The organism is Niabella digestorum (assembly GCF_036409055.1).
Lineage (GTDB): Bacteria > Bacteroidota > Bacteroidia > Chitinophagales > Chitinophagaceae > Niabella > Niabella composti.
This window is the reverse complement of sequence record NZ_JAZGLY010000004.1, coordinates 293,747-317,817: the sequence shown is the minus strand read 5'-3', so window position 1 is coordinate 317,817 and position 24,071 is coordinate 293,747. Positions and strand designations below refer to the sequence as shown.

The following is a 24,071-nucleotide window of genomic DNA, read 5'->3' as shown; positions in this document are numbered from 1 at the left end:
AGTGAAGCAAACCAGCTAATTTTGCATTTATTTGCCCATATTTATCAATAATGGAAGGAGAGAATCATAGATCAACGATAGAAGATCCATTACGTTTGTTTATTCAAAACTTAAATAATAATTACGTTCATTGGGATAAGTTCAAGGATATGCAGTTGCCCCTTTCTGGAAACAGAGAGGAGATTTGGCAACAAGTGGTGAAAGAGAGAGAACAGGGCTATACTCGAAAACTATATTATCACAATCAGCATATTTCTTGGTGGCTTAGCAATGCCTTGGAGGCTCAGCTACATCGCATGGATATTGATCTGGCTGGAGGGCGAGGGATGGATGTATTGTTAGAAAACAAGCAAACCCATCGGCACAAAACTCACGCCTTACTCGAAGAAAGCATTACCTCTGCATTGCTGGCCGGCATTTCCGTTTCTAAAAAAATGGCTAAGGAAATGCTGTTGAAAAAACGTCCTCCTCAAAATACCGAAGAACAAGTCTGTGTAAATATTTATCGTACTTTACAGTTTGCTTTTTCACAAAAGGACGAAGTGCTCACAGAAGCGTTGTTGCTTCAGATACATCAAACACTTACTAAGGACACCATTAAGCAGAAAGGTATTGGACGCTATCGTACCAATAATAAGGTAGATGAAAGCTTGATTGATGGGGCAGCCGGATACAAACCACCACAAGCAGCCCAGCTGAATCAACTCATGTCTGTTGTATTTGAGTTGTATAATAATGATCAAACACCCTTTTTTATTCATCCATTGGTAAAAGCTGGCATTCTTCATTACCTCATCCTGAGTATTCGTCCATTCAAAGACGGCAACGGACGAATGGGGCGCATTCTGGCACAAATGTATCTGCTGAAAAAAGGCTATTGGGTTGCTGAGTTTTTATCAGTGTCCAATGTAATATCCAAGTTGCGCACCCAATATCATAAAGCGATTGTACAGTCGCAGACCGATGGAAACAATATTGGATATTTTATCCATTTTTATATTCAGTCGCTTCAAATGGCCTTGCGTTCATTGAAGGATCTTGTACAACGCATCACTAAAGAAAAGTCGGAAAGTGCTGCCGTCAAGCTGCCGGGTTATAATGAACGTCAAACCGCCGTAATACAATGGCTGAAAGAAGATGCCGAAAAAGTTGTTACTATTCGTGAACTGCGTTCGGTATACGGTATTTCCAAAGAAACAGCTCGTACCGATTTGATTGCGCTGGTAAACAAAGGCTGGATTAAGTATTATCATATCAACAAAAAAACTTACGCCTTCGTCAAAGGCGATCAGTACGAACAACTGATGCAAAACAATGGATAGCGGACTCAAGGAGTTTTTGGATAAAAAGGCTGCCCAATACGAACAGGCCGGTTTCATAAAAGACGACCCTATTTGTATACCGCATCGGTTTACGAAAAAGCAGGATATCGAAATTGCCGGATTCTTTGCTGCCATTTTAGCCTGGGGAAATCGTAAGAGTATTATCAACTCTTGCGATCGGTTGCTTCATGGGATGGATCATGCGCCCTATGATTTTATCATGAACTTTGAAGAAAGTGATTTACGTCCTTTTGTAAATTTTGCGCATCGTACCTTTAATGCTACAGACCTTTTTCATTTTTTCGATTTTTTGAGATGGCATTACAGAGATCGCGGGGCAGCTACTCTTGAAACGGCATTCACTGCGTTCATGCAAAAGGACGATGAAAATGTAGAGCAGGCGCTTACCGACTTTCACTATTCTTTCTTTAATGAAAAACTTTTTCCCGACTTCCCTCGACGCACGGTAAAACATATTGCTTCGCCTGCTAAAAAATCGGCATGCAAGAGATTGAATATGTTTTTAAGATGGATGGTACGTAGCAATAAAAAGGGTGTCGATTTTGGTATTTGGAAAAACATACAACCTTCTCAGCTGGTGTGTCCTTTAGATGTGCATGTGGAAAGAGTAGCTAAGCACTTTCAGCTATTGCAACGTACTCCTAATGATTGGCAGGCTGCAGTAGAGCTGACGAGAAATTTAAAACAACTCGATGCAAAAGATCCTGTAAAGTACGATTTTGCTTTATTTGGATTGGGCGTAATAGAAAAATACTGAAGGGTAGTATCGTCCTTCAGTATTTTATATATGAAAAGAAAAATGTGTAATGTTGTTTATTTTCTTTTTTTCTCAAACATCAACTCTTTTACCTTTTCCTTATCTTCTTTTTCTTTTTTCAAATCAAACATGGTTCCAAACACATGGTCCCATAATGTACTGCTCACCCCAAAGCCCTTGCTTTCGTCTTTGTAGTGATGCAAGTGGTGGTTACGCCACAAACCTTTCATCCATTTAAACGGCGGGTTCCAGGCATGAATGGCATAGTGCATGGTTCCGTACATCAGATAACCGAGGATAAACCCGGGGAAGAACATGAAAGCATGCTGGCGCATGATCAGGTAAAATATGCTGAACAAAACCGATGCAATGATGATGCTGGGAACCGGAGGCATAAATAAACGCTGCCTATCGCGCGGATAATGATGGTGATTACCGTGCAGCACATAAGAGATTTTCTGAATAGTAGGATTATCACTCACCCAGTGGAAAATAAATCTGTGGGCTAGGTATTCAAAAAAAGACCAGAAAAACATGCCACAGAAGAAGATTAAAAATACGAATCCGGTTGAAAAGTGTAAATGCGTAGCACTGTAGTATAGCATATATGTAATCACCGGAATATACATGCCCCAAATCACCAGCGGGTGGGTTTTGGTAAGCATTTCCAGATAGTCATTCTTAAAAAGTCGGGCCTGCCCTTTGTTATGAATCTTATCAAATTTCATAGCACAAAAATATAGTAAAACTTGTCTACTCTGTTTAGGTTTAAGAAAACGCTAAGATCTTCAAAATTTGTTTGCTTATATATGACAAAAATTTGTCCGAAATGTTGATTTTTATCAATGATGACATTCGCGTACTTAGTTTAATCGTATTTCAGCTTCCATTGTTCCAGATTGGGACGATGAGACCGTTTTCGCTGAAGCTCATATTGATAAATTTTTTCACCTACCTCTCGAAAAAACGGGTATCCTATTTCTTTGTATTCGTATTTATTGTCGTTTAATACACCGTCGCTGTTTACATAAATATTTCCACTGAGCATAAACTCCACATTATTTTTGAAATCTACGATATAGCATACATCTGTAAGAAAACCATGGCTCCAGCCGGTTTTATTAAAGCTGCGGATGTAATCCGGAATTTTGCGTTCTCCGTCTCTAAAGAAGAAAAACTTGGTATAGCTATCGAAAAATGCAGAGGTATCGTATTGGGGATAACGGCTCTCCGAAGGCTTTTCAGACATATACTGATATAATTTCTGATAGTCATCTTCCGTTAAAGCAAATCTGCGCTGCGGTGCTACCGACTGTGGAAATAGTATTGAACGCATCATCAGCAGCAAATCTTCCAGAGTAGCTTTGTTGTGCATGGTAAAATCATAGGGTTCGTTGATGATGTTATCATCGGCGTCCCAGTGAGCATGTCCCATTAGTATTTTCTTACTGAAATCAAACTGGGCCTTACTTGTGGCTGGAGGCTGTGTATAAATAGTGTGTCCGTCTTTTACAAAGCGAATTTGATTGGTGTGTTTGTTTTCTTCAAAAGTCATTTTCACAAAACGGCGCGTAATACGCATGTCTTTATATCCTTTAGCCCAAAGCGTTTCGTTAAGATATTGTTGTCCGCAAAACTCATAGAGGCGGTTATAGGCATCATTGTCGCTTACAACAAAAATCTTTTTAATATAGTGGTCGATAAATGGCAATCCTGTAGGAGAGGTGCTGTCTTCGATTACGGCAGTTTGGCCGCTATAACTACTATCCGTAAGCATCGCGGTATATTTATCTATGCCTTTCTGTTTCAACGAATTAATTTTTTCCAACGCAACCAGTGCCGTGGGTAGCTTTACCATAGAGGCGGGGTAGAAATACCTCTCATTATCGACATTTAAGTAATAGTTGGTAAAATGCGGCTGATTGTTAGCATCGCGGTCAATACGGGTATAAATAACCTGATACCGATACTCCTCGGGCCGGTCCAGCACGCTTTGTAAAAGCGGTGAAGCCTGATTCCTCAAAAGGTCTTCCAACCACTTGTCGTTTTTAACCTGAGCGTTAGTGTTCATTGTCATTAAAAATACAAAATAGAAAAGGAGTAGTAGATAGGGGTGCATTTCCATTGGATACAACATTTGTACAGGGCTGTCGGCATTTTTTTTCATAGGTAAAAGATAAGTCAGAAAACTGAAATGCAAATCAGAAATAGCAATTACCTTTAGCGCGCGAAAAAATCTTTCTTAAAAAAGAACCGATGAAGTCAACTCCGTTTACACAAAAGCATATGGCGTTGGGAGCAAAAATGGCTCCTTTTGCTGGGTACAACATGCCCATCAGCTACAGCAGTATTAATGAAGAACACCATACCGTACGAAAAAACGCGGGGGTTTTTGATGTAAGCCACATGGGCGAATTTATTCTAAAGGGCGAGAATGCCTTACCGCTTATTCAGCGTTTGACAACTAATGATGCATCAAAGCTAAAAAGCGGACAGGCACAATACAGTGCCCTGACCAACGAAAAGGGCGGTATTATTGATGATTTGCTGGTATACTGCATCGAAGAGAATAAAGTATATATGTTAGTGGTGAATGCCGCGAATATTGAAAAGGATTGGAACTGGATTGTCCAGCACAATACAGAAGCTCCTGCAGAAATACACAATATCTCTGATAAAACAGCACTGCTGGCGGTGCAAGGGCCTATGGCTACTGCTATACTGCAACCTTTGACGGACTTGGATATTATCAATCTTAAATATTATACATTCACGAAAGGCAAATTTGCTGGTGTAGACAATGTATTAATAAGTGCCACGGGATATACCGGAGCCGGCGGTGTGGAAATTTACTTTGAAGATAAAGATGATGCAGCCGAAAAAATCTGGAACGCTATTTTTGAAGTGGGCACGCCGAAAGGGCTGAAGCCAATAGGATTGGCCGCGCGCGATACTCTTCGCTTGGAAATGGGATATTGTCTGTATGGCAATGACCTGGATGATACCACCACACCACTGGAAGCTGGCTTAGGATGGATTACGAAATTTACTAAAGACTTTACCGCTAAAGAAATACTGCAAAAACAAAAAGCCGAAGGTGTACAACGCAAACTCATTGGTTTTGCGCTGGTTGACAAAGGTATTCCTCGCCATGGCTATGAAATTGTGGATGATACAGGTAGCACCATTGGTGTAGTAACATCCGGAACGCAATCTCCTACTTTAGGCAAAGCCATTGGATTAGGCTATGTACAAACTGCTTTTGCCGAAATAGGTACTCGTATTTTTATAAAGGTTCGTGACAAGCAGCTCGCCGCCGACGTAGTAAAGATGCCGTTTGTCTAAGAAACGACTGAATATTGAATAGACAAACGTTGTTTGTGCTTTTAGATATTAAAATCTGGTAATTCTGTATGAGTGAAAAACCTACCCTTTTTACTTCTTTGTCTCCGGCGTTATTGCATTTATACGATTTGACGGATGCTGTTGTAGTAATCATCGATGTATTTCGTGCAACATCTACCATAGCATCGGCTTTATATAACGGCGCTCAGTATGTGATACCTGTAGATGCAGTGCCTGCGGCAATTGAAATAGGTAAGAAAGTAAACGGCATTGCTGCGGGTGAGCGTGATGGAAAGTTAGCCGAGGGGTTAAGCCACGGCAACTCTCCGCTTGAATACACTCCCGATTTTATTGGTGGAAAAATACTAGTGCTCACTACTACCAACGGAACCAAATTGCTGCATATGGCTCTAGCTAATGGTGCAGATGATATCGTTACAGGTTCCTTCCCCAACCTGTCTGTAGTTTGTAACTATTTAATTCATAAAAAGAAAAATGTAGTGTTGGCCTGTGCCGGTTGGAAAGATCGCTTCAATATGGAGGATACGCTTTTTGCTGGGGCTGTAATACATCGTGTTAAAGAACACTTCACCATTCATTGCGACAGCTCGTTTATGGCAGAAGGACTGTATGCACAGCACAAAGGTCATTTGTTGGAATTTTCAAAAAACTTTACGCACTATCATCGCCTTGTAAACCGGTTTGGATATATTGATGATATTGAGTTTTGTCTTACAGAAGATATCGCCAATGTGTTGCCGTTATATCAGGATGAAAAGTTGATAAAAGGATAACACCGGATTTTCGCAAATAGCTCAATAGGATACATTCCAAAAGGGAAAAATCTGTAAAGGTACTACATTCTCTGCATCAGTTTTCCTAAAATAAAATATTCCTTAAAACATTAGGAAGAGCGGAAATCTTTCTTTTATTTTTGCCGATTGACCTTTCTAAGAAGGTCTGTTTTGTTTTCTCATAACTAAAAAGATACGTGCCCGAAAAAGGATAGATCGTTCTTGGCAAAGAGCGGGTACACAAGGCAGGGCAAGGATTATGGCATTACCGCATATTTTAAAATACGTTTATACCAACGGCACTGATGAAGTAATCAGACGCGGAAAAAAAACGCATGCCTTGGGTTTTGCAGAACTGGTAGAGTTTGATAAGCTAACCGGCAATCTCTCTTTTCGTGTTAAAGATGATACCTACAGCAGCTTTTATAAAGTGTACATACAGAAGTACAGCGACCCTAAGCTGATTTCGCTTCGTTGTACGTGCCCATATAACCTAGGTGATATCTGCAAACATGAAGTAGCCGCATTGTTTCAGTTGCAAGAACTATTAGACAAAGGCCAGTTGGGCGAAGATGTATATTATGACCAACGTCATACTGTTGTAAAACTTCGCAACCTAGATTTACGTTCTTTGCGACTACTGTGCAGTAATGAAACTTTTAATGAAGCCGAAAGATATCTGCAAAAGCATAAAGCCAAAATTGTTTCGGCTAAGGATGAAACAGTAAAGGCTATTGTAACACTGGGCGAGCAAGAATATACTGTGGTCATCCGCAAAAATGAAGAACGCAACTTCGATACCAGCTGTGATTATGAAGACACAGAATATCCGCTATGCCTGCCCAAGGTAATTGTGTTCATGCAGCTGATTAAACAACACGGTCCCAATTATTTCGATACCATTCGTAACCGTGATGTAGAAAAAAACAAGTTGTTGGAAGCTTACGGATATTCGCTTGCCGATGACCTAAAGGGGAAGTTTGAATTTGTTTTTAAAGACGGAAAGCCCTTTTTACGTGTACTCGATCCGAGTATTAAAAGAATCACTCCTTCTGCCGATGGTTCCAAACCCAAGCCGGTGCAGCCTAAGCAAGAAGCTGTAGCTGAATCGGAAGTAACCACGGAAACTTCTACCATTACCCGCCGTCTGGGGATTGTCTTTAATTTTAATAAAAAAGAATATCCTTATTTCTCGGTGGAAGTTGTTTCGGGAGAGGCCGATGAAAATCAGAATCAGTTTGTCGGAAAAGTCGAAGTACTGGATATCTCTAAGTACATCGACACGACCACGTTTAATGAAAAAGATATTTCGCTTCTGAATACAGTAAGAAAACTTCAGGATACGGAAGTAAAAAAATATATCACACGAAACACACCGTTTGAAAATCTTTTAGACGAGCAAGAAGGAAAAGAGGATAAAAAGCTAATAAACGAATACCTGTTACCACGCATTAAAAAACTTTTGTGCGAGCCTGGGGAAAATCCCCTGGTGTACGTATTACCACAAGGGAAAAAATTTATAACACAAAATCTGCAAAGCGTAGACGCTATCGACACGCCCGTTTCTCTGGAGTTTTTCATCGACAAAGAGGGCGATACCTATACTTGCGAATCGTTGATTCGCACCAAAGGCATTGTACACGGGCTTGAAGAAAACGAGGCGCCATCACCACTTATCTATTTGTATAATCACGAGATCTTTGCCATGCCCGATGCAGACGCTGTGGAGCTGGTACAACGCTTTTTACCAGATGGTAAGATCCGCATTTCAAAAGCAGAATGGCCTCAGCAATTGCATGAGTTTGTGCTGCCCCTGGCAAAAGAATATAAGACCGATTTTGATACATCACTTTTACAGGTAATAAAAGGTGTAGATCCGGAAATAAAACTTTTCCTTGCCGAAAAAGGAGAATATCTTGTTTTCACGCCTGTGTTTTCTTACAATGGACATGAGACCAGTACCGCAGGAAGACAAGTTATGCTGATTCCTGATCAGGAAAAAATCTTGGCGATTCATCGTAATCGTGATAAGGAAAATGCTTTTGTTCAAAAACTCCAAAACCTGCATTCCAACTTTATCGTAAATGAGGAAGATGGTACACTTGCTTTGAAAGGCAAGGAGATTTTAAAAGAAAACTGGTTTTTTCTGTTTGTGGACGCGATGAAAGAAATGCAGGTTCCTGTATTTGGTCATGAGGCGCTTCGCAACTTCAGGTTTAATACAGCCAAACCGCAAACCAAAATATTTATCAGCAGCAATACCGATTGGTTCGATGCCAAAGTGGATATAATGTTTGGCGACCAACGTGTTTCCATTGCTGAAGTAAAGAGGGCTCTGGCAGCTAAGCAACAATATGTGCAGCTGGGTGATGGTACATTAGGTATCTTGCCCGAAGACTGGATTAAGAAATATGCTTTACTATTCAGAGTAGGAGAAGGGAACAATAATAAGCTGAAGCTTTCTCAATATCACAGAAGTGTTATTGACGAGCTGTATGAACTGCGCAATGAAGAAGAGTTGCAGTTTGAACTAGAAGAGAAATACAACCGCCTGAGAGATTTTGATAAAATACCGGAAGTAGAACCTCCAGAACAGTTACGGGCTGTATTACGACCCTATCAGCTAGCCGGTTTCCAGTGGCTGAATTATCTTAATAAGGTAAACTGGGGTGGTATTTTAGCAGACGATATGGGTCTGGGGAAAACGGTACAGGCTTTATCATTCTTGCAGTATTATAAAAATCAGCATCCCAACATGAAAGCCATGGTGGTATGTCCCACTACGCTTATCTACAACTGGGAAAATGAAATTAAAAAATTTACGCCGGAACTTACTTATTATATTCATCACGGTGCTGCCCGCACCCGCAATACGGCGGATATTTTACAATACGATATCACCATTACCACGTACGGCACATTGCGCAGCGATATTAAGTTTTTCTTAAACCTTCAGTTTGATTATCTGTTGCTCGATGAAAGTCAGGCAATCAAAAATCCGGCTAGCAAGGTTACACGTGCTGCATCGTTGCTGAACGCAAAGCATCGTTTGTGCATGAGCGGTACGCCGTTGCAGAACAATACCTTCGATATTTACGCGCAGATGAATTTTCTCAACCCCGGTATGCTGGGTAGCATCGAGTTCTTCCGTCAGGAGTTTGCTATTCCTATCGACAAGCTGGGTGAAGCCGATAGAAAGGAACACCTGCGAAAGCTTTTGTATCCTTTCATTTTAAGACGTACAAAAGAGCAGGTAGCTAAAGACTTACCCGAAAAGCAGGAAATGATTTTATGGTGTGAAATGGGTGATGAGCAACGTCGCATTTATGATGCCTATAGAAATGATTATCGAAATAAGATTTTAGGGTCGATAGATACTCAAGGTATTGCTAAATCGCAACTAACCATTCTACAGGGGTTGTTAAAGCTGCGTCAGATTTGCGACTCACCGGCGATCTTAAACGAAGATGAAGTTTTTGAAAATCACTCCATCAAAATTGAAGAGCTTGCCCGCGAGATTACCGAAGACATGAGCGATCATAAAGCACTCGTCTTCTCTCAATTCCTGGGAATGCTGGGCCTGATCCGTAAAAAACTCGATGAGTTGGGTGTGAAGTACGAGTATTTCGACGGAAGTACATCTGCTCCCGAACGCGAAAGAGCGATTCAAAACTTCCAGACTAATGATGAAGTACGCGTATTCCTTATTTCACTGAAAGCCGGAGGGGTAGGTTTGAACCTTACTGCAGCGGACTATGTGTATATTGTGGATCCCTGGTGGAATCCGGCAGTAGAACAACAGGCAATAGACCGTACGCATCGTATTGGTCAAACCAAGAATATTTTCGCGTATAGGATGATTTGTAAAGACACGATAGAAGATAAAATTCTACAACTTCAGGAAAAGAAAAAGGCGTTGGCCAAAGATCTCATCTCTGACGAAACCGGATTTGTGAAATCGCTTACCAAAGAAGATGTAGAGTATTTGTTTAGTTAATTCGTCTGAAGCATATATACTATAATGTCTACTTGTGCGTTATGGTATAATAAAAGTCCTTTTATTTGAGATCATATGAAATTCAGAAGACTGATATCGTTATTGATTATAGCTGCCATATTAATTGCCTTTTTTACCAATCCTAAAGAGGCCGATTTTTATAGTTTTATTCAGCCCACACTGGGTAAAACGGGATCTCCTCCGCTGATTGAGTACAAAAGCCATCTGATTTATTCCGAGGGCGATGTAACTTATTTCAATCCTACATCTATTGATGGAAAAAAAATAGCGGCTGCTACTAAAGAAAAATACATTGGTCTTTTCGGCAGATTCTGGAAAACACAAACTAATTAAGCTTCCTGATAATTTTCTGAGCTTTTTTGTAATAAGGGGAGTGTTCGCTCACCTGTTGAGCATATTTTAAGGCAGTATCATTACGCTGCAGTTTATATGCTGCCAGCGCAGTAAAAAATGCAGCATCTTCCTTATATGCCGAAACTCCCTCGCTCAGTCGTTCCAGAACGGGTAGTGCGATTTCGTATTGAGCGGTTTTTATGAGAGCAATTGCATAAAAATATTGGATAGTTGCATCCTCCGGATTGTGCTCGGCTTGTTGTTTTAACAAAGGCAATGCTTTTTCATATTCGCCTTTATTGAACAGTTGTGCGCCCTCGTTCGATAAATCTTCGGCTCCTCTCACCACGGCTTGGGGCATTATGGGAACCTGATAATTGTCGATTCCTCCTGGAATGGACAAGAAAATAATAAGGATAGCCGCCGCTGTTGCCGCTGCAATAATATATTTCTTAAAGGACACCACTTTACCTTGCGGTTTTCTTTCAACTTTAAAATATTTGCGGGTAAGCGGAGTAAGTATATTTTTTAATTCCTGTGTTTTTTCATCTGCAGAAAGTTGTTTTTGGAGCACACGTTCGGTGTAAAGCCAATCTTCATAATCTTTTCTCAAAGCCTCATTGGTTTGCAGCTCGGCTTCAAACGCAGCACGCTCTTCCTGCGTCATCCAGCCCTCCAGATATGCTTCTATTTTTTCAAAATTGTTCATGCTGCATTATTTGTGGTTTCTAACAAGGTTAATCAGTTCGGCCATGCACAGCGATTTCTTTTTACGGAGATATGCATAGCTTACGCCCATTTGTTCCGCGAGTTGTTGTTGGGGTATTTGAGAATAGCTGGCCACAATGATTTCTCGACAACGTTCACTTATTTTTTCTAGCATCTCTAGTACACGCTGTTCTTTCTCGAATGTGTCGGCATACAGAGTGGTTGCGCTGTCATCGCTCGCGGCTATATGCGTATATCCGTCATCGATGCTTTTTGTTACCCCGCGTCGGGCATTTTTTTCAACAATATTGATCCATTTGCGCTTACATATCAGTAGAAGAAAGGCCTCCAAAGGGCAGGTCAATACGAAGTTGTCATCTTGAGCTAGCTTATACAAATCAATCAGCGCTTCTTGAAAAACGTCTCCCGCTTCTTCTTCCTTAGCTCCTTTTGAAATCAAATACGCTCTAATACCCGGAGCTGTTTTGCTATAAATTTCTTCGATAAGCCGAGCATCGTGCTTTTTAAGAGCCTCTATGTATTTATGGTCGGTATGCAAAAGCTTGATTTTGTAGCTAGCAATGTAATAAATATTTTTTAGCGCTGCGTTTTTAATCTAAATTTATACACGCTATATCAGGTAACATTTTGTCAATTTTTTTGATATACCAGAAAATACTGTTCCAGTGAGATATATTATTGCGACTTTACTGTATATAGCATTATGCAGAAGTGCTATAGCACAGCAGGCCGATAGTACCATTATTGCTAACATGGATAGCACCAATAAAGTGTCCTTTTCCATAGCATTGCCTCCACTCACTCAAATACCGGGAGCTCCAGAACCTTTTTATACTTATCTATGGGACTTTGGTGATGGACACTTCAGTACTGCCGAAAGTCCAGAACATATTTATGCCAAAGAAGGGGTGTATGATGTATATCTGTACGCAGTGAATAATTATGACGACGGAAAAAAACCCCAGCGAAAAAAGCAAAGGGTTGAAGTCAAAAAACCAGCCCCGCCGGGTTCTTTCATTGCTTCTGCTGCAGAAAGGGATTTTTTTAAGGCCAATGGTATTTTTGAGCTGAAGTATAATTGTATGGCCAAGCCCGACGATACTATGGTGCTAATAGCAGGGTGGCGTAATACGGGGCCGGAGCCTGTTAAGGGTCGGTTTTATTTATTGCTAAATGAAAAACAGTTTGAACAAACCTGTTTTGATACATCAGAGTTCAGAAGTTATGATTATACATCTCCATTAATGGCGTATAACAAAGACACTGATTTCCCCTTTGCGTTGCAATCGGCTTTACTGGTTACAGAGAGCGGGAGTCCAGCCTCTAATTTCAGTAAAACAGTAGAAGCAGAGGAAGCTTCTTCGCTTTTGTCCAGTACTTTTTCTTTATATAAAAGCGTCTTTACTGCCGATGTTAGGAATATCGATGCGGGGCAAACGGCATTTTCATTTCTACAACTGTATGTAACCCCCGATATGTTGAAGGATACCAATGCTACGCTTACCATAACCGGTGTGTATGTTCCTGAAAAAGGACAACCGGTAATGCATAAGTTGAACATCCCTGTAGTAAACTCGCACGATCCCAATAAGATGAACATTAAGGGAGGGCGCATCAGTTATCGCTTTTTGAAAAAATATAAACCCCTACATTATAAGGTTCGTTTTCAAAACAATGGAAAAGGGCCTGCCCGAAAAATTGCACTGGATATAGACTTAGCTCCAGTCCTCAATCCTGAAACTATACAGATTACCGATATGTCACCTTTCTGTCCTCCCTGTGATAGTCTGGCTGCCGTAAAACGCGGTTGCTGGGAGCTTCAGAAAAAGGAAAACGGGGCCATCTTTACTTTCCATGGCATTTACTTGCCTGGAACCAACCAGAAAGGTGTAGAAGATAAGGACAGTACTAAAGGATTTCTGGAGTTTAGTGTAGTTACCCGAAAGAAATTAGAAAACAAACCCTTTAAGTCGCGTACGGCAATTTATTTTGATAAAAACGAGCCGGTAATTACTAATTATGCCACAGGTCGTTTCAAGAAAAGCCCCTCGCCCATTTTTATGGCGGGATATGAAAAGGCTTTTGGCAACGACGCCAAGGTAAGCGATGGTATCGTAACAGGAATCGGGATAGCCCCACTGGCACCGTATCTCCCCTATTTTCAGACAGAGTTGTATTATAAAGCTGCGGTACGTACTACTACCACCAGAATCTCTGTTCAAGAAGAGGGCTCTATTTTTATTGATTCGCTTATGAAAAGATTGGGGTACGATAGGATAGATTCGTTACAAACTACCAAAATCAGTCAGATTAAACTAATACCACTGCAGTTGCGATACAACATCAACGATTATATTTCTATCGGAGCCGGGGCTGTTGTGACGGCGGATATTGCCGGAGAGATAGAAGGAAGTAAAACGTATCATCTATTAGTAGTAAACGATCCTAATGCTCCACGAAATCCATATACCCTTTTCAATAAAGAAAAAATTAAAGCTTTCAGTAACTGGCGCGCCCGTCCGTTCTTTGACCTGCAATTAGGAAAAGTAAAACTGGGCCCCCATATAGGTTTTAGATATTATTACAACGGTAAAAACAGTAGCTTTGGGTACTTTTATGCAGGATGGCGATTGTAAAACAAGCAATACGACAGTGTAAGAAGCCTTTGCTTTTGGCGGGCACTGTGATAATGCTGTTCTTTATTTACGCCACTACTTTTCAAGACCTGATTTTCAAAGATTACAACGAACTTAAGACACAAGACGCACTAACGGACTATTTGAATCTGGCTTTTGACCAAATAGATGAAGCTCCTGTTTTGGCCAATAAAGCAGATTCTATTGTTGCCAAAATTTGGCGAAGTCCTATCACCGATGAGGAAAAATTAGCCTACTATCATTTACTCACCAATATCGCGTATCATTTGCTGCAAAGCGGGCAGATACAAGCTTCTACTCGGTGGTACGAGCAAGCATATGCTTTTTATCGGCAAGAAAAAACCAACGGTACTTTGGTGCAAGAAATGGAGGTAGAGGAATATGTTTGCAAGCCTTTGGGAAATAATTATACGCGCATTGGAGATTTCAGCAAAGCCATCCTCATACAACAGACGGCTATAGCTTTAGCCATCGAAAACGGTAAATATGAAATGCTACCGGCTTTGTATGCCAATATGGCCACTACACACTTGAATATGCAGGAGTATGAAGTGGTACAGGAAATCTGCAACAAGGGAATTAGTGCTTTACAGCAAAACGATGGGACCGCTGTATTGCTATACAACTTGAAAGCCCAAGCCTATCTGGAAATGCAGCAAAAAGATAGTGCCCGTTTATGGAACGAAAAAGCACTTCGTTTTAATTCATCCAATATCAATAATAACTGGATTGTTACTTCTTTAATTGATCGTGCACATATTCTTACTGTTGAAGACAAGCAGTCAGAAGCTTTAGGCTATTTGCTTAAAGCTTGGTCGCAGAACGATTTGCTGGCTACACGAGAAAGAGCTAAGGTGGCCAACGAGATAGGCATTTGTTTACTTTCGTTGCATCGTTTTGTCGAAAGCAAAGACTGGTTTTCTCAAGCTTTAAATAACTTTAAGTTAGACACCTTAGGCTTATATCCTGATTATACAGTTACTGCATCCATGTTTGGATTGGCGAAATGCTATGAGCAACTGCACGATATAGACAGTACATCTTATTGGTATGAACAGGCGGTGCTGAACGATTATTATACGCAACAGCTCATTGACACTTGGTTGTTCAGCGAAGGAAGTATTTATTTCAATGAAACCAATACAGAGCAAGCCATAGCATGGAATCATTCTTTATACGATGCCACAAAAAAAGAAGCCTATTTAATAAAAGCCTTATGGCTTGCTGAGTTGTCAAAAGGACGAAAGCTGATGTATGAGCAACAACGTACGAGGCAGTGGCAATCGGACAGTAGTGTCACCACCTATTTGTTTGAAGCGCTTCGGGAGGACTATTTTTTGTTGGCACAAACAACCGATGAAGAACAAAAGACGCTTATTAAAAAGCGTATCGCCGAAAAAGAGTATCAGCTTAGTTTGAAGGGAAACGTATTTGCTCAGTCATTATCTGCACCATCTTATCAAAAATTCGTAGACTGGCTTAATGAGATTCGTAGAGATAACACCGTAATTAGCTATTACTCTGGTAATCGTTCATTGTATATTGTTTCTGTATCAAAAGAGGACGTTAGTCATACCGTCGATACCACGAGCAGCTTCGCTGATATTTACGACTTTGTAAATACTTATTTTTATGAGGGGCCGACTGCGTTTAATAATAATCCGTATGCATATGCAAAAGCTTCTCATGCTTTGCTTCAAAAATACCTTCCTGGCATTGGTATAACTAATAACACGTCACTTATTGTATCTCCTGCGGGAGCGCTGCATCTGTTGCCGTTGGAAGCCCTCTGTTTATCAGAAAATACATTTACCTATTTAGGGTTGCAGCAGGCAGTGAGCTATCAATATTCTTTATTACAGTTGCTCAATGCACATTCCGATGAAGTATGCGCAGTTATTAATGCTTTTGCTTTTGAAAAGCCACATCTAGGGTTTCCGGCATTGCCTTCTTCAAAAGATGAAGTTGATTTTCTAGCAAAACATTTTAAAACCCAAAAATATGCTGCGGCAAAGACAGCAAATAAGGTTTTTTATGATGCGCTAAACAGTAACGACATTATACACTTGGCATCCCATGCTGTGGCGGATGATAATACCCACCAGCCTTATATTGTTTTAAAGGAAAAGCTGTATCTGGGACAGATACAATTTAACACAGCCCGATGTCCATTGATGGTGCTAGCCGCTTGTGAAACAGGAAAAGGAACAATGATACAACATGAAGGCATGCAGAGTTTGGGACGTTCGTTGCTTAGCAAGGGTGTAGGAGGTGTGCTTTCGTCGCGCTGGGCAGTAGATGATGCTGCAACGAAGACACTAATTCAGCATTTTTATAAAGAACTTGAAAAAGTAAAAACACCGGCACAGGCTCTAAAAAATGCACGCATCGCGTATTTGAAAAATCATACTCATGTGGCTGCTCAAAACCCCTGGCTGTGGGCTGCGTTTTATTATCAAGGGGTGAATCAGCCCATTATACTTCAGTCCAAAATACCTTATGGATACATTGTCATCGCCGTCGCAATGCTACTAGTTGGCCTATTTTTTATACGCCAAAAAAAATTTTTGAAAAGGGGGTAACAAATGTTTCAAAGTGTTGATATACCCATGAACAACATTTTGAAACATAAAACTAGAATCCCATGAAAAAGATATTATTATTGGCAGCGATAGCGGCAACTGTGATAGCCTGTAAAAAGAGCGATACACCCATCATGCCGGGAGCAAATGATAAAGCATCGGCCCGCATGATGGACGAATTCTTTAAAAAATACGCCCCTAAAGAAGAGGCTTTTGTATTGGATGCAGCAGCCGGCGGTACCATCACATTAAGTAGTGGAACTACCATCACTTTTCCGGCTGGCGTATTTAGAACAAAAGGAGGGGCTCCCGTAACCGGCAATGTAAATATTTCCGCAAGAGATATCCTAAAGGCCTCAGACATGATTTTGGCTAACCGTCCTACGCTTACTTCGAGCGGAGAAATGCTGGAGTCTTTCGGAGAAATCATTGTTCGCGCCAGACAAAATGGTGAAGACTTAGTGCTTGATGCCGTAAAACCTCCGTCTGTTGTAGTACCCATTGGTCTTGCAAATGCTAATGGCGAACAACCTCAAAGAATGGAAGTTCCGATGTGGGAGGGAGATACAGTTATTACCTATACTGTATCCGGACATAATCATGAAAATCAGCTTGTTACCGGTACAACACAAGTGTCCGTAAACCGCGGTATTGTTTGGGATCAAATTCCTGGTGTCGGCTTTGCTTCTGCAACATCTACTATCTTCCCGTTAGATAGGCTGGGTACCTGGTTGAATTGTGATGCATTGTATGTCGATCCTCGCCCGAAAACTACTGTATTGGGCTACTTTGGGGATAAATTTAACTGGGAAACCGGCAATAATTATACATCCAATGATCCTACATTATTGTTCTTTAAAACCAAGAATACTAATACGCTCATAAAGTTGTACAATGTAATTCTGTATCCGGCTCCTGGTAAAGAGGGCTTGTTAAGTTATCAAAACTCTATTCCGGTGGGTCAGGAAGGTACATTCCTTGCAATGAGTGCCAAAGACGGAAAGTTCTATGCTGAAATGCGCGATGTGACTATTCCTACTCCGGAAAGCGGTAAAAACTATGTTGCATATACTTTTAATCTGACAGAAGTGTCCGAAAGTCAATTGTTGAATTTGATTGACCAAATGAGCACCAAATAAACAATATATCCTCAACCCGAATCTCAAAAAGCTGCTGCAAAGCAGCTTTTTTTGTTGTCATTTATTCGGACATGAAGAGGGAATAATAAAATTGATGATTAATGAAATTAGATGCCAACAGTGTGTTGCGTTGTTCATTCTCTTATTACTTTTTAACGGTGTCAGGTACGAAAATTATATTACCATATGCAAATATGGTGTTGTAGGCCTTTTGCCTATTCAAATCTGATAGAGTCAAAAAAGATTGGGAACCGTAATAGAGTTTATTTTTCTTATCATCATTACTTTAAAAGCATTTTAAATACTTCCTTTCTCAATAATACATTCTTTCTCAGTCGAGATTCTCTAATAAACAAAGTCTCATCTGATATTAACTTATCGCTCGATATTTAAAGAGTATTGCTATCAATTTCTTCGCTGATGAATATTACCATATCGGGCAGGTATGGTAACAGATACAGTAAAATAAATGAGCAGATATATAATAATAAAATCACACAACTGGAGCTTGATTTTTCCTTGAAAAGAAATTGGGCTAAAAAGTACTATATTAAGTTTTATAGCAATGCCAATCTTAATTTTTCTTACTCAAATCAGATGAAACCGATAAGCGGTTTTAACGGTAAAATTTTAAACATCAAGAATGCACTTGGGCAGACATTCATGGTTGATAAAAAAATGAACATAGTGCTTCTTGCAGAGAATTATGTAAATAATATCTTCTCTTCTTATCAAAATAATCTCAGCTTCTTCGAGTTAAAGTCGAATTATAATATCAATAAAAAATGGAGCTGCGGTCTTGTGTTTTCCAATATAACTTACGAAAAAGGTTATAGTCATTTTATCAATACTCCATTAGTGCAATCCTTTACTCACGTTCCCCTTATTCCCAGAAGCATTCTTATAAGAGTAGGCACTAATTTTTAATGCTATTATTAAAGAGGTCGAAATTCTACCCAAAGCGTATCTTTTCTAGCGTATCTGGGCCTTCGGGTTAGGGGATATGCGCACTATTAAAAAGTAAAAGCGGATATGGCTTCTATTATAAATCTTTATGTTAAGATTATGGGTAGATGGAGAGATGGGCTTAATTTCTTGGCTAAGTTGTTTCAAGCAAAGTTCCAAAAACAAAAAAGGTCCTTCCGTAGACACGGACTGACCTCTAACGATTGCTTGCCATATGAAAAAACTTAAAAAACTTCTTTCTTGTAGATTCGCTTACGCCTGATTCTTGCACTTTATCTTTCTCTCGGTGTTGAATCTGGCACAAAGTTACCACGCTTTATGGCCTGCTCAAAACCAACTTCTGCTTGATTTTGATATATTCAAGCTCTTAATATTTTTATAAAAGCCAATACAGTACTGTGTTTTAGGAGTTTTTATTATTTATGTCCAAGGTTTATTTAAACAGAATAATACACTGAAAAATGCCCTGTCCAATGCTGCTTTCGAAACCGGCAATAATGTAAAAAAGATATTTTTCAACAAAATGAAGAGAAGGGGCTAAAAACAAAAAAGGTCCTTCCGTAGACACGGACTGACCTCTAACGATTGCTTGCCATATGAAAAAAACTTAAATCCTAATATCTTTAAAAGCCTTGCGCTTTTGTTGCACAAAGATACAACGGATACAGTGTGCGTATTAATAAGTTAATGTTAATTTTTAGACATCAAACCCTTAAAAAATCACCCACAAATCAGTCCTGTATTGTATTTCAGGCTGTGTCTTTAATTATGTCCAACCACCTGTTCAAAAGGTGGGATGTTGATCTAAAACAAGAAAAATTGCCATTTTTTTGAAAAAAAGCATTAAAAAAAAGTTAACTGATATTAAAAATTATTATACCTTAGCAGAACCGAATAATAAAAAACATCGTTTTAGATGTTTTTAACGAACATTTTCTGAACGTGGGAAATGTTTATGACGACCTCTAATTGATTGCCTCTGACGATTGCCTGCTTATGAAAAGGTAAATGTACTGTTCCGGGTTTCATCCCGGATTTTTTATTTTGAAAGCTGATAAAACTCCCAAAACAAAAAAGGTCTTTCCGTAGAAACGGACCGACCTCTAACGATTGCTTGCCATATGAAAAAACTTGAATCCTAGTCTTGCCTTATTCTTTTTCTTTGCTGCCTGTACGCTCGTTTATCAGAATCACAACACAAATTTACGCTGTGTTTTTATGCTTTCATTTACATCTTTTCGCCTTAATTCGCATATCAAACAGCAGTTTTCATTGTTGAAACCCTTGTATTTCGGCCAATTTTGAGGAAAACTTCCATTATATCTACCATAAATTATTGTTTTTGTTATTAAGAACTTTAAATTTGTTTTAATGCCGAAGAAACCAAGTGACATTCTGTTTCAGCTGATCCGCTCTTTAGAAAAGGCGGAGAAAAGGCATTTTAAGCTCTATATCACCCGCAGTTCTGGAAATGAGGACCTTAAGATTATCAAACTCTTTGATATTCTTGATAAGATGAGCACTTATGATGAAGCGGTGTTGCTGAAAAAAATGAAGAATGTTACAAAACCGCAGCTGGCTAATCTGAAATCCCACCTATACAAGGAAGTACTAGCCAGTCTTCGGCTACTGAAAAGCAATGATAGCCTTGACCTTCAGCTGAATGAGCTATTCGATACGGCCCATATTCTTTATAAAAAGGGTTTATTTTTCCAAAGCCTTCGGGCTATAGACAAGGCCAAGGAGGTAGCTCGTAATAATCAGAAGTATTTCTTTTTACCCCTCATTCTATCGCTGGAAAAACGTATTGAGGCTTTGAACGTAACTGATACCTTCAAGAGCCGCATAGAAGCGCTTTCCGAAGAGGCTAACGAAGCCAACCAAAAGGTAGATATGATTACCCGTCTGTCTAATCTGTCATTGCAGATGTACGGCTTCTTTATCGCCAATGGTCACGCGCGGAATGAGGAGGAAGAGAACAAGGTGAAGAAGTTTTTCAGACAGTCGCTGCCTACGGGTTCTGCCGAGCAAAAGGGTTTCTACGAGCGGCTGTATTATTATCAAAGCTATACTTGGTATGCGTTTATACGTCAGGACTTTTTGATGTACTATCGTTATGCCCAGAAATGGGTGGATCTGTTTAAGGAAATGCCCAACATGCAGCGCGTGGAAACTGGCCACTTTATTCGGGGCTACCACAGCTTACTGAATGCGCATTTCGACCTCCGAAATTACCGCGAGCTAAGCCGTGTGCTGAAAGAGTTTGAAGCATTTTCACAAACGAAACGTGTGCAAGACAATGAAAATTTTACGGTTCAATCCTTTGTATATATTGCCAGCGCCAAAATTAATTTTTACAATATTACGGGGCTTTGCGAGCAAGGCCTCAAGGTGATTCCGGAAATTGAGCAGAAGCTGAAAGAGTATGAGCTTTTCCTCGACAAGCACCGCATTATGGTAATTACGTACAAAATTGCCATGTTGTACTACCTGTCGGGGGATTATAGTACCAGTATTGATTATTTGCAGCGGATTATCAACGATTCTTCCGATTTACGTACCGATTTGCAATGTTATTCGCGACTGATGCACCTGCTGGCGCATTATGAGTTGGGCAATCTGGAGCTGATGGATTCACTCACGCGCTCGGTATTTCGTTATATGTCGCGCATGAAGAACCTCACCGTTATAGAAGAGGAGATGTTCCGGTTCCTGCGCAACTCCTTCAAGTTTTCGACCCGTCAGTTGAGACCGGAATTTGAAAACTTTCTCCAAAAAGTAAAACACCTGGAGGGCGACCGCTTCCAGACGCGTTCCTTTGCTTATTTGGACATTATTTCATGGCTGGAAAGTAAAGTGGAAGGACGGCCCATGCGTGATGTCATTCATGACAAATACAAGAAAAGTAAGCGTAGCCTGGACCCGTCCGAAGAAACACCTTAACTAGAGCGTTATAACCCTTTTTTCCGCACTGCTCTTTAAAGCTGCTTCAATAATACGCATGGTAAGCACGGCCTGCGATGCCGGAACCGGATTGGGTGCTCCGTTTACCAGCGCTTGGTATACATCCTCATAATAATCCATGTAATTACCCATGGTAGAGCGGGTTTCTTTGCGTACGGGCTCTCCGTTGATTATTGTATGTAGTATACCATCATGCCCTTGCGGGGTAGGAATCCAGGTGCCCAACGAAGGAACCTCGTCGGCCATTAGGCGGGCTTCTTGCAGGTCAGAGCGTTGTTGCATGAACGTACCGTTTTCCCCTTGTAGAATATAAGCATAGTACTGTTCACGTGCAAATACAGTTCCTTTGATTCTTACCCTGAAAGGTCGCGGATAGTACAACAATACTTCGAAGTAATCGTTGGCAATCATGTCTTTCCGCATGGTGAATACATCGGCAAACACGGCTTCAGGAAATCCAAACAGTTGAATGGCCTGATCAATTAAATGGGCTCCTAAATCGTGCAGGTTGCCGGCGCCGGGTTTATCGCCCTCTTTATGATCCTTACCGCTATGTCCGGGACGATAGCGGTCATAGCGAAGTTCGGCTTCTTTTAGCTCGCCTAGAAGATTTTCGCTCACTACGTCTTTCAGCGCTTTAAAGTCGCCGTCGTATCTACGGTTTTGATATACGCTTAGAAAAAGGTTTTTTTCTTTTGCCAGATCATCCAGTATTTGTGCTTCCTCTGCTGTTACGGTAAAGGGCTTTTCAACAATCACATGCTTTCCTGCGTTTAGGGCGGCTTTGGCATATTCGAAATGCGTCTGCACCGGTGTATTTACCACAATGAGTTCAATATCCTTATCGGCCAGTAGCTCCTCGAAAGAGCGATACAGTTTGGAATCAGGGTATTTTGCCCGCGACTCATCGCGGTGCCTTTCCACAATAGCGCTTAGGTTAAATAAAGGATGCGCGTGTATAAAGGGAGCATGAAAAATCTTACCACTCATACCATATGAGCAAATACCTGTATTGATGATTCTGTTATTGAGCATGATATAATATTATAATAATTGACAGGAAATTGTAGAAATAGCCGATTATTAACAGGAAATTTTATTTACCCGATTAGCATGTCGACCTCCTTCGAAAGCTGTTTTAATGAAAACATCAATCATTTCTTCAGCAACGCTTTCCGACACGAACCGGGCAGGAATACAAATGACATTAGCATTGTTGTGTTTTCTGGCAAGGGCGGCAATTTCTTCGTCCCAGCAGAGTGCGGCCCTAATTTCCTGATGCTTATTAGCAGTAATAGCAACGCCATTCCCACTGCCGCAAAGCAGAATACCAAATGAAAAAGCCCCACTAGCTACAGCTTCGGCAACAGGATGTGCAAAGTCGGGATAATCGGCAGATTCCGCCGAATGTGTTCCAAAATCCTTAAAGGCCAAGCTCTTGCCCTCCAGATATGAGATCACAAATTCTTTCATCTCAAACCCTGCATGGTCCGAGCCTATGGCAATGGGTTTCGTAAGATCCAATGTTGTTTCCATTACATGTGGTTTTAGCTCCATTCTTCAATGGATTCAGCGTTTGCTGCTGCTTTTTTCTCTCCGCGGGCGGCCAGAGAAATGCTGATTTCAAAAAGCATATATAACGGCATAGCCACTACGGCAAGACTGAAGGGGTCGGTAGTGGGAGTAATAATGGCCGCTGCTATCAAAATTACAACAAATGCATGACGTCTGTATCGGCGGAGTGTTTTGGAGGTGATGATGCCCGCTCTTGACAAAAGCAGGATTAGTAAAGGCAATTGAAATAGCAAGCCTATACCCACTGTAGTATAGAGCAGGTTTTCCAGATAATCTGAAAATGTAGGGCGGATATCAATCATCTCACTCAGCTTATAGTTAAAATAGAAATTAACCATAAGCGGTGTTAGAATAAAATATCCGAAAGCTACCCCTAAGAAGAATAGCACCGAAACCCAAAAGATGATGCCGCGGGTCTGGCGCTTTTCTGTATCGGATAAAGCGGGTTTCACAAACTGCCATAACTCCCAAAATACATAGGGAAATGCTAGGATAAACCCACCGATGAAGGCTACCGTAAACGATGCAATAAACTGTCCGGTTAGTGTTGTTTCCTGAAATCGAATGGGTGTATCATTATTAAAACAAAGCGCTTCGCCCACACCTACTGCATGGCCGGTACGGCATAACCATTCGATGGAGACAAAGCTGGGCTTAGTAGGCCCGAATACGATATCGTCTACAAAAAAATCGGCAAACACAAACACCATAACGGCACATATCACTACGGCAATAATCGAACGTATTAAGTGCCAGCGCAGTACTTCCAGATGGTCTACAAAAGACATTTCATCATTGCCGTTGCTCCGTTTATTAAAAAAGTCCATCAAAGCCATAGTACGCAAAAATAAGTACGCAAAGATGCGGTA

18 protein-coding genes are annotated in these 24,071 nt (G+C 40.6%); 11 read left to right on the top strand and 7 right to left on the bottom strand.

The genetic code is table 11. The features are described 5' to 3' along the window. Nucleotides 1–50 precede the first annotated feature (50 nt). Both V2H41_RS08825 and V2H41_RS08820 read left to right on the top strand, forming a co-directional pair. Nucleotides 51–1,322 (top strand): Fic family protein, encoded by a 1,272-nt coding sequence (locus V2H41_RS08825; protein WP_330974782.1) that lies wholly within the window; start codon nt 51–53, stop codon nt 1,320–1,322. Beyond that, nucleotides 1,315–2,100: a TIGR02757 family protein gene (locus V2H41_RS08820; RefSeq protein WP_330974781.1), complete on the top strand. Its 786-nt coding sequence runs from the start codon at nt 1,315–1,317 to the stop codon at nt 2,098–2,100. The genes V2H41_RS08825 and V2H41_RS08820 overlap by 8 nt, the downstream gene beginning before the upstream one ends. Nucleotides 2,101–2,156: 56 nt before the next feature. Here the strand turns inward: V2H41_RS08820 and V2H41_RS08815 are convergent, their stop codons facing one another. Both V2H41_RS08815 and V2H41_RS08810 read right to left on the bottom strand, forming a co-directional pair. Next, entirely contained in the window at nt 2,157–2,828 is a 672-nt protein-coding gene (locus V2H41_RS08815; protein WP_330974780.1) for a sterol desaturase family protein, read from the bottom strand. 140 nt (nt 2,829–2,968) lie between these two features. Further along, nucleotides 2,969–4,267: a serine hydrolase gene (locus V2H41_RS08810; RefSeq protein WP_330974779.1), complete on the bottom strand. Its 1,299-nt coding sequence runs from the start codon at nt 4,265–4,267 to the stop codon at nt 2,969–2,971. An 89-nt stretch (nt 4,268–4,356) separates the two neighbouring features. Between V2H41_RS08810 and gcvT the strand changes: the two genes are divergently transcribed. From gcvT to V2H41_RS08790, 4 genes are all read left to right on the top strand, one after another. After that, on the top strand, nt 4,357–5,445 hold the full coding sequence (gcvT, locus tag V2H41_RS08805) for a glycine cleavage system aminomethyltransferase GcvT (RefSeq protein ID WP_330974778.1): 1,089 nt from the start codon (nt 4,357–4,359) through the stop codon (nt 5,443–5,445). A 68-nt stretch (nt 5,446–5,513) separates the two neighbouring features. Beyond that, nucleotides 5,514–6,239: a 2-phosphosulfolactate phosphatase gene (locus tag V2H41_RS08800; protein WP_330974777.1), complete on the top strand. Its 726-nt coding sequence runs from the start codon at nt 5,514–5,516 to the stop codon at nt 6,237–6,239. Between the two features lie 259 nt (nt 6,240–6,498). Beyond that, the gene (locus V2H41_RS08795; RefSeq protein WP_330974776.1) at nt 6,499–10,236 is read left to right on the top strand and encodes an SNF2-related protein; all 3,738 of its coding nucleotides are present in this window, start codon (nt 6,499–6,501) and stop codon (nt 10,234–10,236) included. 75 nt (nt 10,237–10,311) lie between these two features. Next, complete coding sequence (locus tag V2H41_RS08790; protein WP_330974775.1) at nt 10,312–10,590, top strand: hypothetical protein; 279 nt, start codon at nt 10,312–10,314, stop codon at nt 10,588–10,590. Here V2H41_RS08790 and V2H41_RS08785 read toward each other — a convergent pair. Both V2H41_RS08785 and V2H41_RS08780 read right to left on the bottom strand, forming a co-directional pair. Then, nucleotides 10,583–11,299 (bottom strand): anti-sigma factor family protein, encoded by a 717-nt coding sequence (locus V2H41_RS08785; RefSeq protein WP_330974774.1) that lies wholly within the window; start codon nt 11,297–11,299, stop codon nt 10,583–10,585. The genes V2H41_RS08790 and V2H41_RS08785 overlap by 8 nt on opposite strands. A 6-nt stretch (nt 11,300–11,305) precedes the next feature. Further along, nucleotides 11,306–11,857: an RNA polymerase sigma factor gene (locus tag V2H41_RS08780; RefSeq protein WP_330974773.1), complete on the bottom strand. Its 552-nt coding sequence runs from the start codon at nt 11,855–11,857 to the stop codon at nt 11,306–11,308. A 127-nt stretch (nt 11,858–11,984) separates the two neighbouring features. Here V2H41_RS08780 and V2H41_RS08775 point away from each other — a divergent pair, with 127 nt between their 5' ends. From V2H41_RS08775 to V2H41_RS08755, 5 genes are all read left to right on the top strand, one after another. Next, complete coding sequence (locus V2H41_RS08775) at nt 11,985–13,955, top strand: PKD domain-containing protein (protein ID WP_330974772.1); 1,971 nt, start codon at nt 11,985–11,987, stop codon at nt 13,953–13,955. Then, nucleotides 13,943–16,558: a CHAT domain-containing protein gene (locus tag V2H41_RS08770; RefSeq protein ID WP_330974771.1), complete on the top strand. Its 2,616-nt coding sequence runs from the start codon at nt 13,943–13,945 to the stop codon at nt 16,556–16,558. The genes V2H41_RS08775 and V2H41_RS08770 overlap by 13 nt, the downstream gene beginning before the upstream one ends. Nucleotides 16,559–16,620: 62 nt before the next feature. Beyond that, nucleotides 16,621–17,697 carry a hypothetical protein gene (locus V2H41_RS08765; RefSeq protein WP_330974770.1) on the top strand — a complete coding sequence of 359 codons (1,077 nt, stop codon included), beginning with the start codon at nt 16,621–16,623 and terminating at the stop codon, nt 17,695–17,697. 420 nt (nt 17,698–18,117) lie between these two features. Then, the gene (locus V2H41_RS08760; protein ID WP_330974769.1) at nt 18,118–18,624 is read left to right on the top strand and encodes a hypothetical protein; all 507 of its coding nucleotides are present in this window, start codon (nt 18,118–18,120) and stop codon (nt 18,622–18,624) included. Between the two features lie 1,410 nt (nt 18,625–20,034). Continuing rightward, nucleotides 20,035–21,606 (top strand): hypothetical protein, encoded by a 1,572-nt coding sequence (locus V2H41_RS08755; RefSeq protein WP_330974768.1) that lies wholly within the window; start codon nt 20,035–20,037, stop codon nt 21,604–21,606. On the opposite strand, the gene V2H41_RS08750 is transcribed toward V2H41_RS08755, so the two are convergent. From V2H41_RS08750 to tatC, 3 genes are read right to left on the bottom strand one after another with little or no spacing between them, the layout of a single operon-like run. Then, on the bottom strand, nt 21,607–22,662 hold the full coding sequence (locus V2H41_RS08750; RefSeq protein ID WP_330974767.1) for a Gfo/Idh/MocA family oxidoreductase: 1,056 nt from the start codon (nt 22,660–22,662) through the stop codon (nt 21,607–21,609). 48 nt (nt 22,663–22,710) lie between these two features. After that, the gene (gene rpiB, locus V2H41_RS08745) at nt 22,711–23,163 is read right to left on the bottom strand and encodes a ribose 5-phosphate isomerase B (protein ID WP_330974766.1); all 453 of its coding nucleotides are present in this window, start codon (nt 23,161–23,163) and stop codon (nt 22,711–22,713) included. An 11-nt stretch (nt 23,164–23,174) separates the two neighbouring features. Continuing rightward, on the bottom strand, nt 23,175–24,038 hold the full coding sequence (gene tatC, locus V2H41_RS08740) for a twin-arginine translocase subunit TatC (RefSeq protein WP_330974765.1): 864 nt from the start codon (nt 24,036–24,038) through the stop codon (nt 23,175–23,177). Nucleotides 24,039–24,071 lie beyond the last annotated feature (33 nt).

Bases quoted from the DNA above. Each gene is read 5' to 3' on its own strand.
- rpiB (WP_330974766.1), bottom strand. From the start codon at position 23,163: ATGGAAACAACATTGGATCTTACGAAACCCATTGCCATAGGCTCGGAC.
- V2H41_RS08770 (WP_330974771.1), top strand. From the start codon at position 13,943: ATGGCGATTGTAAAACAAGCAATACGACAGTGTAAGAAGCCTTTGCTT.
- V2H41_RS08795 (WP_330974776.1), top strand. From the start codon at position 6,499: ATGGCATTACCGCATATTTTAAAATACGTTTATACCAACGGCACTGAT.
- gcvT (WP_330974778.1), top strand. From the start codon at position 4,357: ATGAAGTCAACTCCGTTTACACAAAAGCATATGGCGTTGGGAGCAAAA.
- V2H41_RS08750 (WP_330974767.1), bottom strand. From the start codon at position 22,662: ATGCTCAATAACAGAATCATCAATACAGGTATTTGCTCATATGGTATG.
- V2H41_RS08755 (WP_330974768.1), top strand. From the start codon at position 20,035: ATGCCGAAGAAACCAAGTGACATTCTGTTTCAGCTGATCCGCTCTTTA.
- V2H41_RS08810 (WP_330974779.1), bottom strand. From the start codon at position 4,267: ATGAAAAAAAATGCCGACAGCCCTGTACAAATGTTGTATCCAATGGAA.
- V2H41_RS08820 (WP_330974781.1), top strand. From the start codon at position 1,315: ATGGATAGCGGACTCAAGGAGTTTTTGGATAAAAAGGCTGCCCAATAC.
- V2H41_RS08765 (WP_330974770.1), top strand. From the start codon at position 16,621: ATGAAAAAGATATTATTATTGGCAGCGATAGCGGCAACTGTGATAGCC.
- V2H41_RS08800 (WP_330974777.1), top strand. From the start codon at position 5,514: ATGAGTGAAAAACCTACCCTTTTTACTTCTTTGTCTCCGGCGTTATTG.
- V2H41_RS08785 (WP_330974774.1), bottom strand. From the start codon at position 11,299: ATGAACAATTTTGAAAAAATAGAAGCATATCTGGAGGGCTGGATGACG.
- tatC (WP_330974765.1), bottom strand. From the start codon at position 24,038: ATGGCTTTGATGGACTTTTTTAATAAACGGAGCAACGGCAATGATGAA.
- V2H41_RS08790 (WP_330974775.1), top strand. From the start codon at position 10,312: ATGAAATTCAGAAGACTGATATCGTTATTGATTATAGCTGCCATATTA.
- V2H41_RS08815 (WP_330974780.1), bottom strand. From the start codon at position 2,828: ATGAAATTTGATAAGATTCATAACAAAGGGCAGGCCCGACTTTTTAAG.
- V2H41_RS08825 (WP_330974782.1), top strand. From the start codon at position 51: ATGGAAGGAGAGAATCATAGATCAACGATAGAAGATCCATTACGTTTG.
- V2H41_RS08760 (WP_330974769.1), top strand. From the start codon at position 18,118: ATGAATATTACCATATCGGGCAGGTATGGTAACAGATACAGTAAAATA.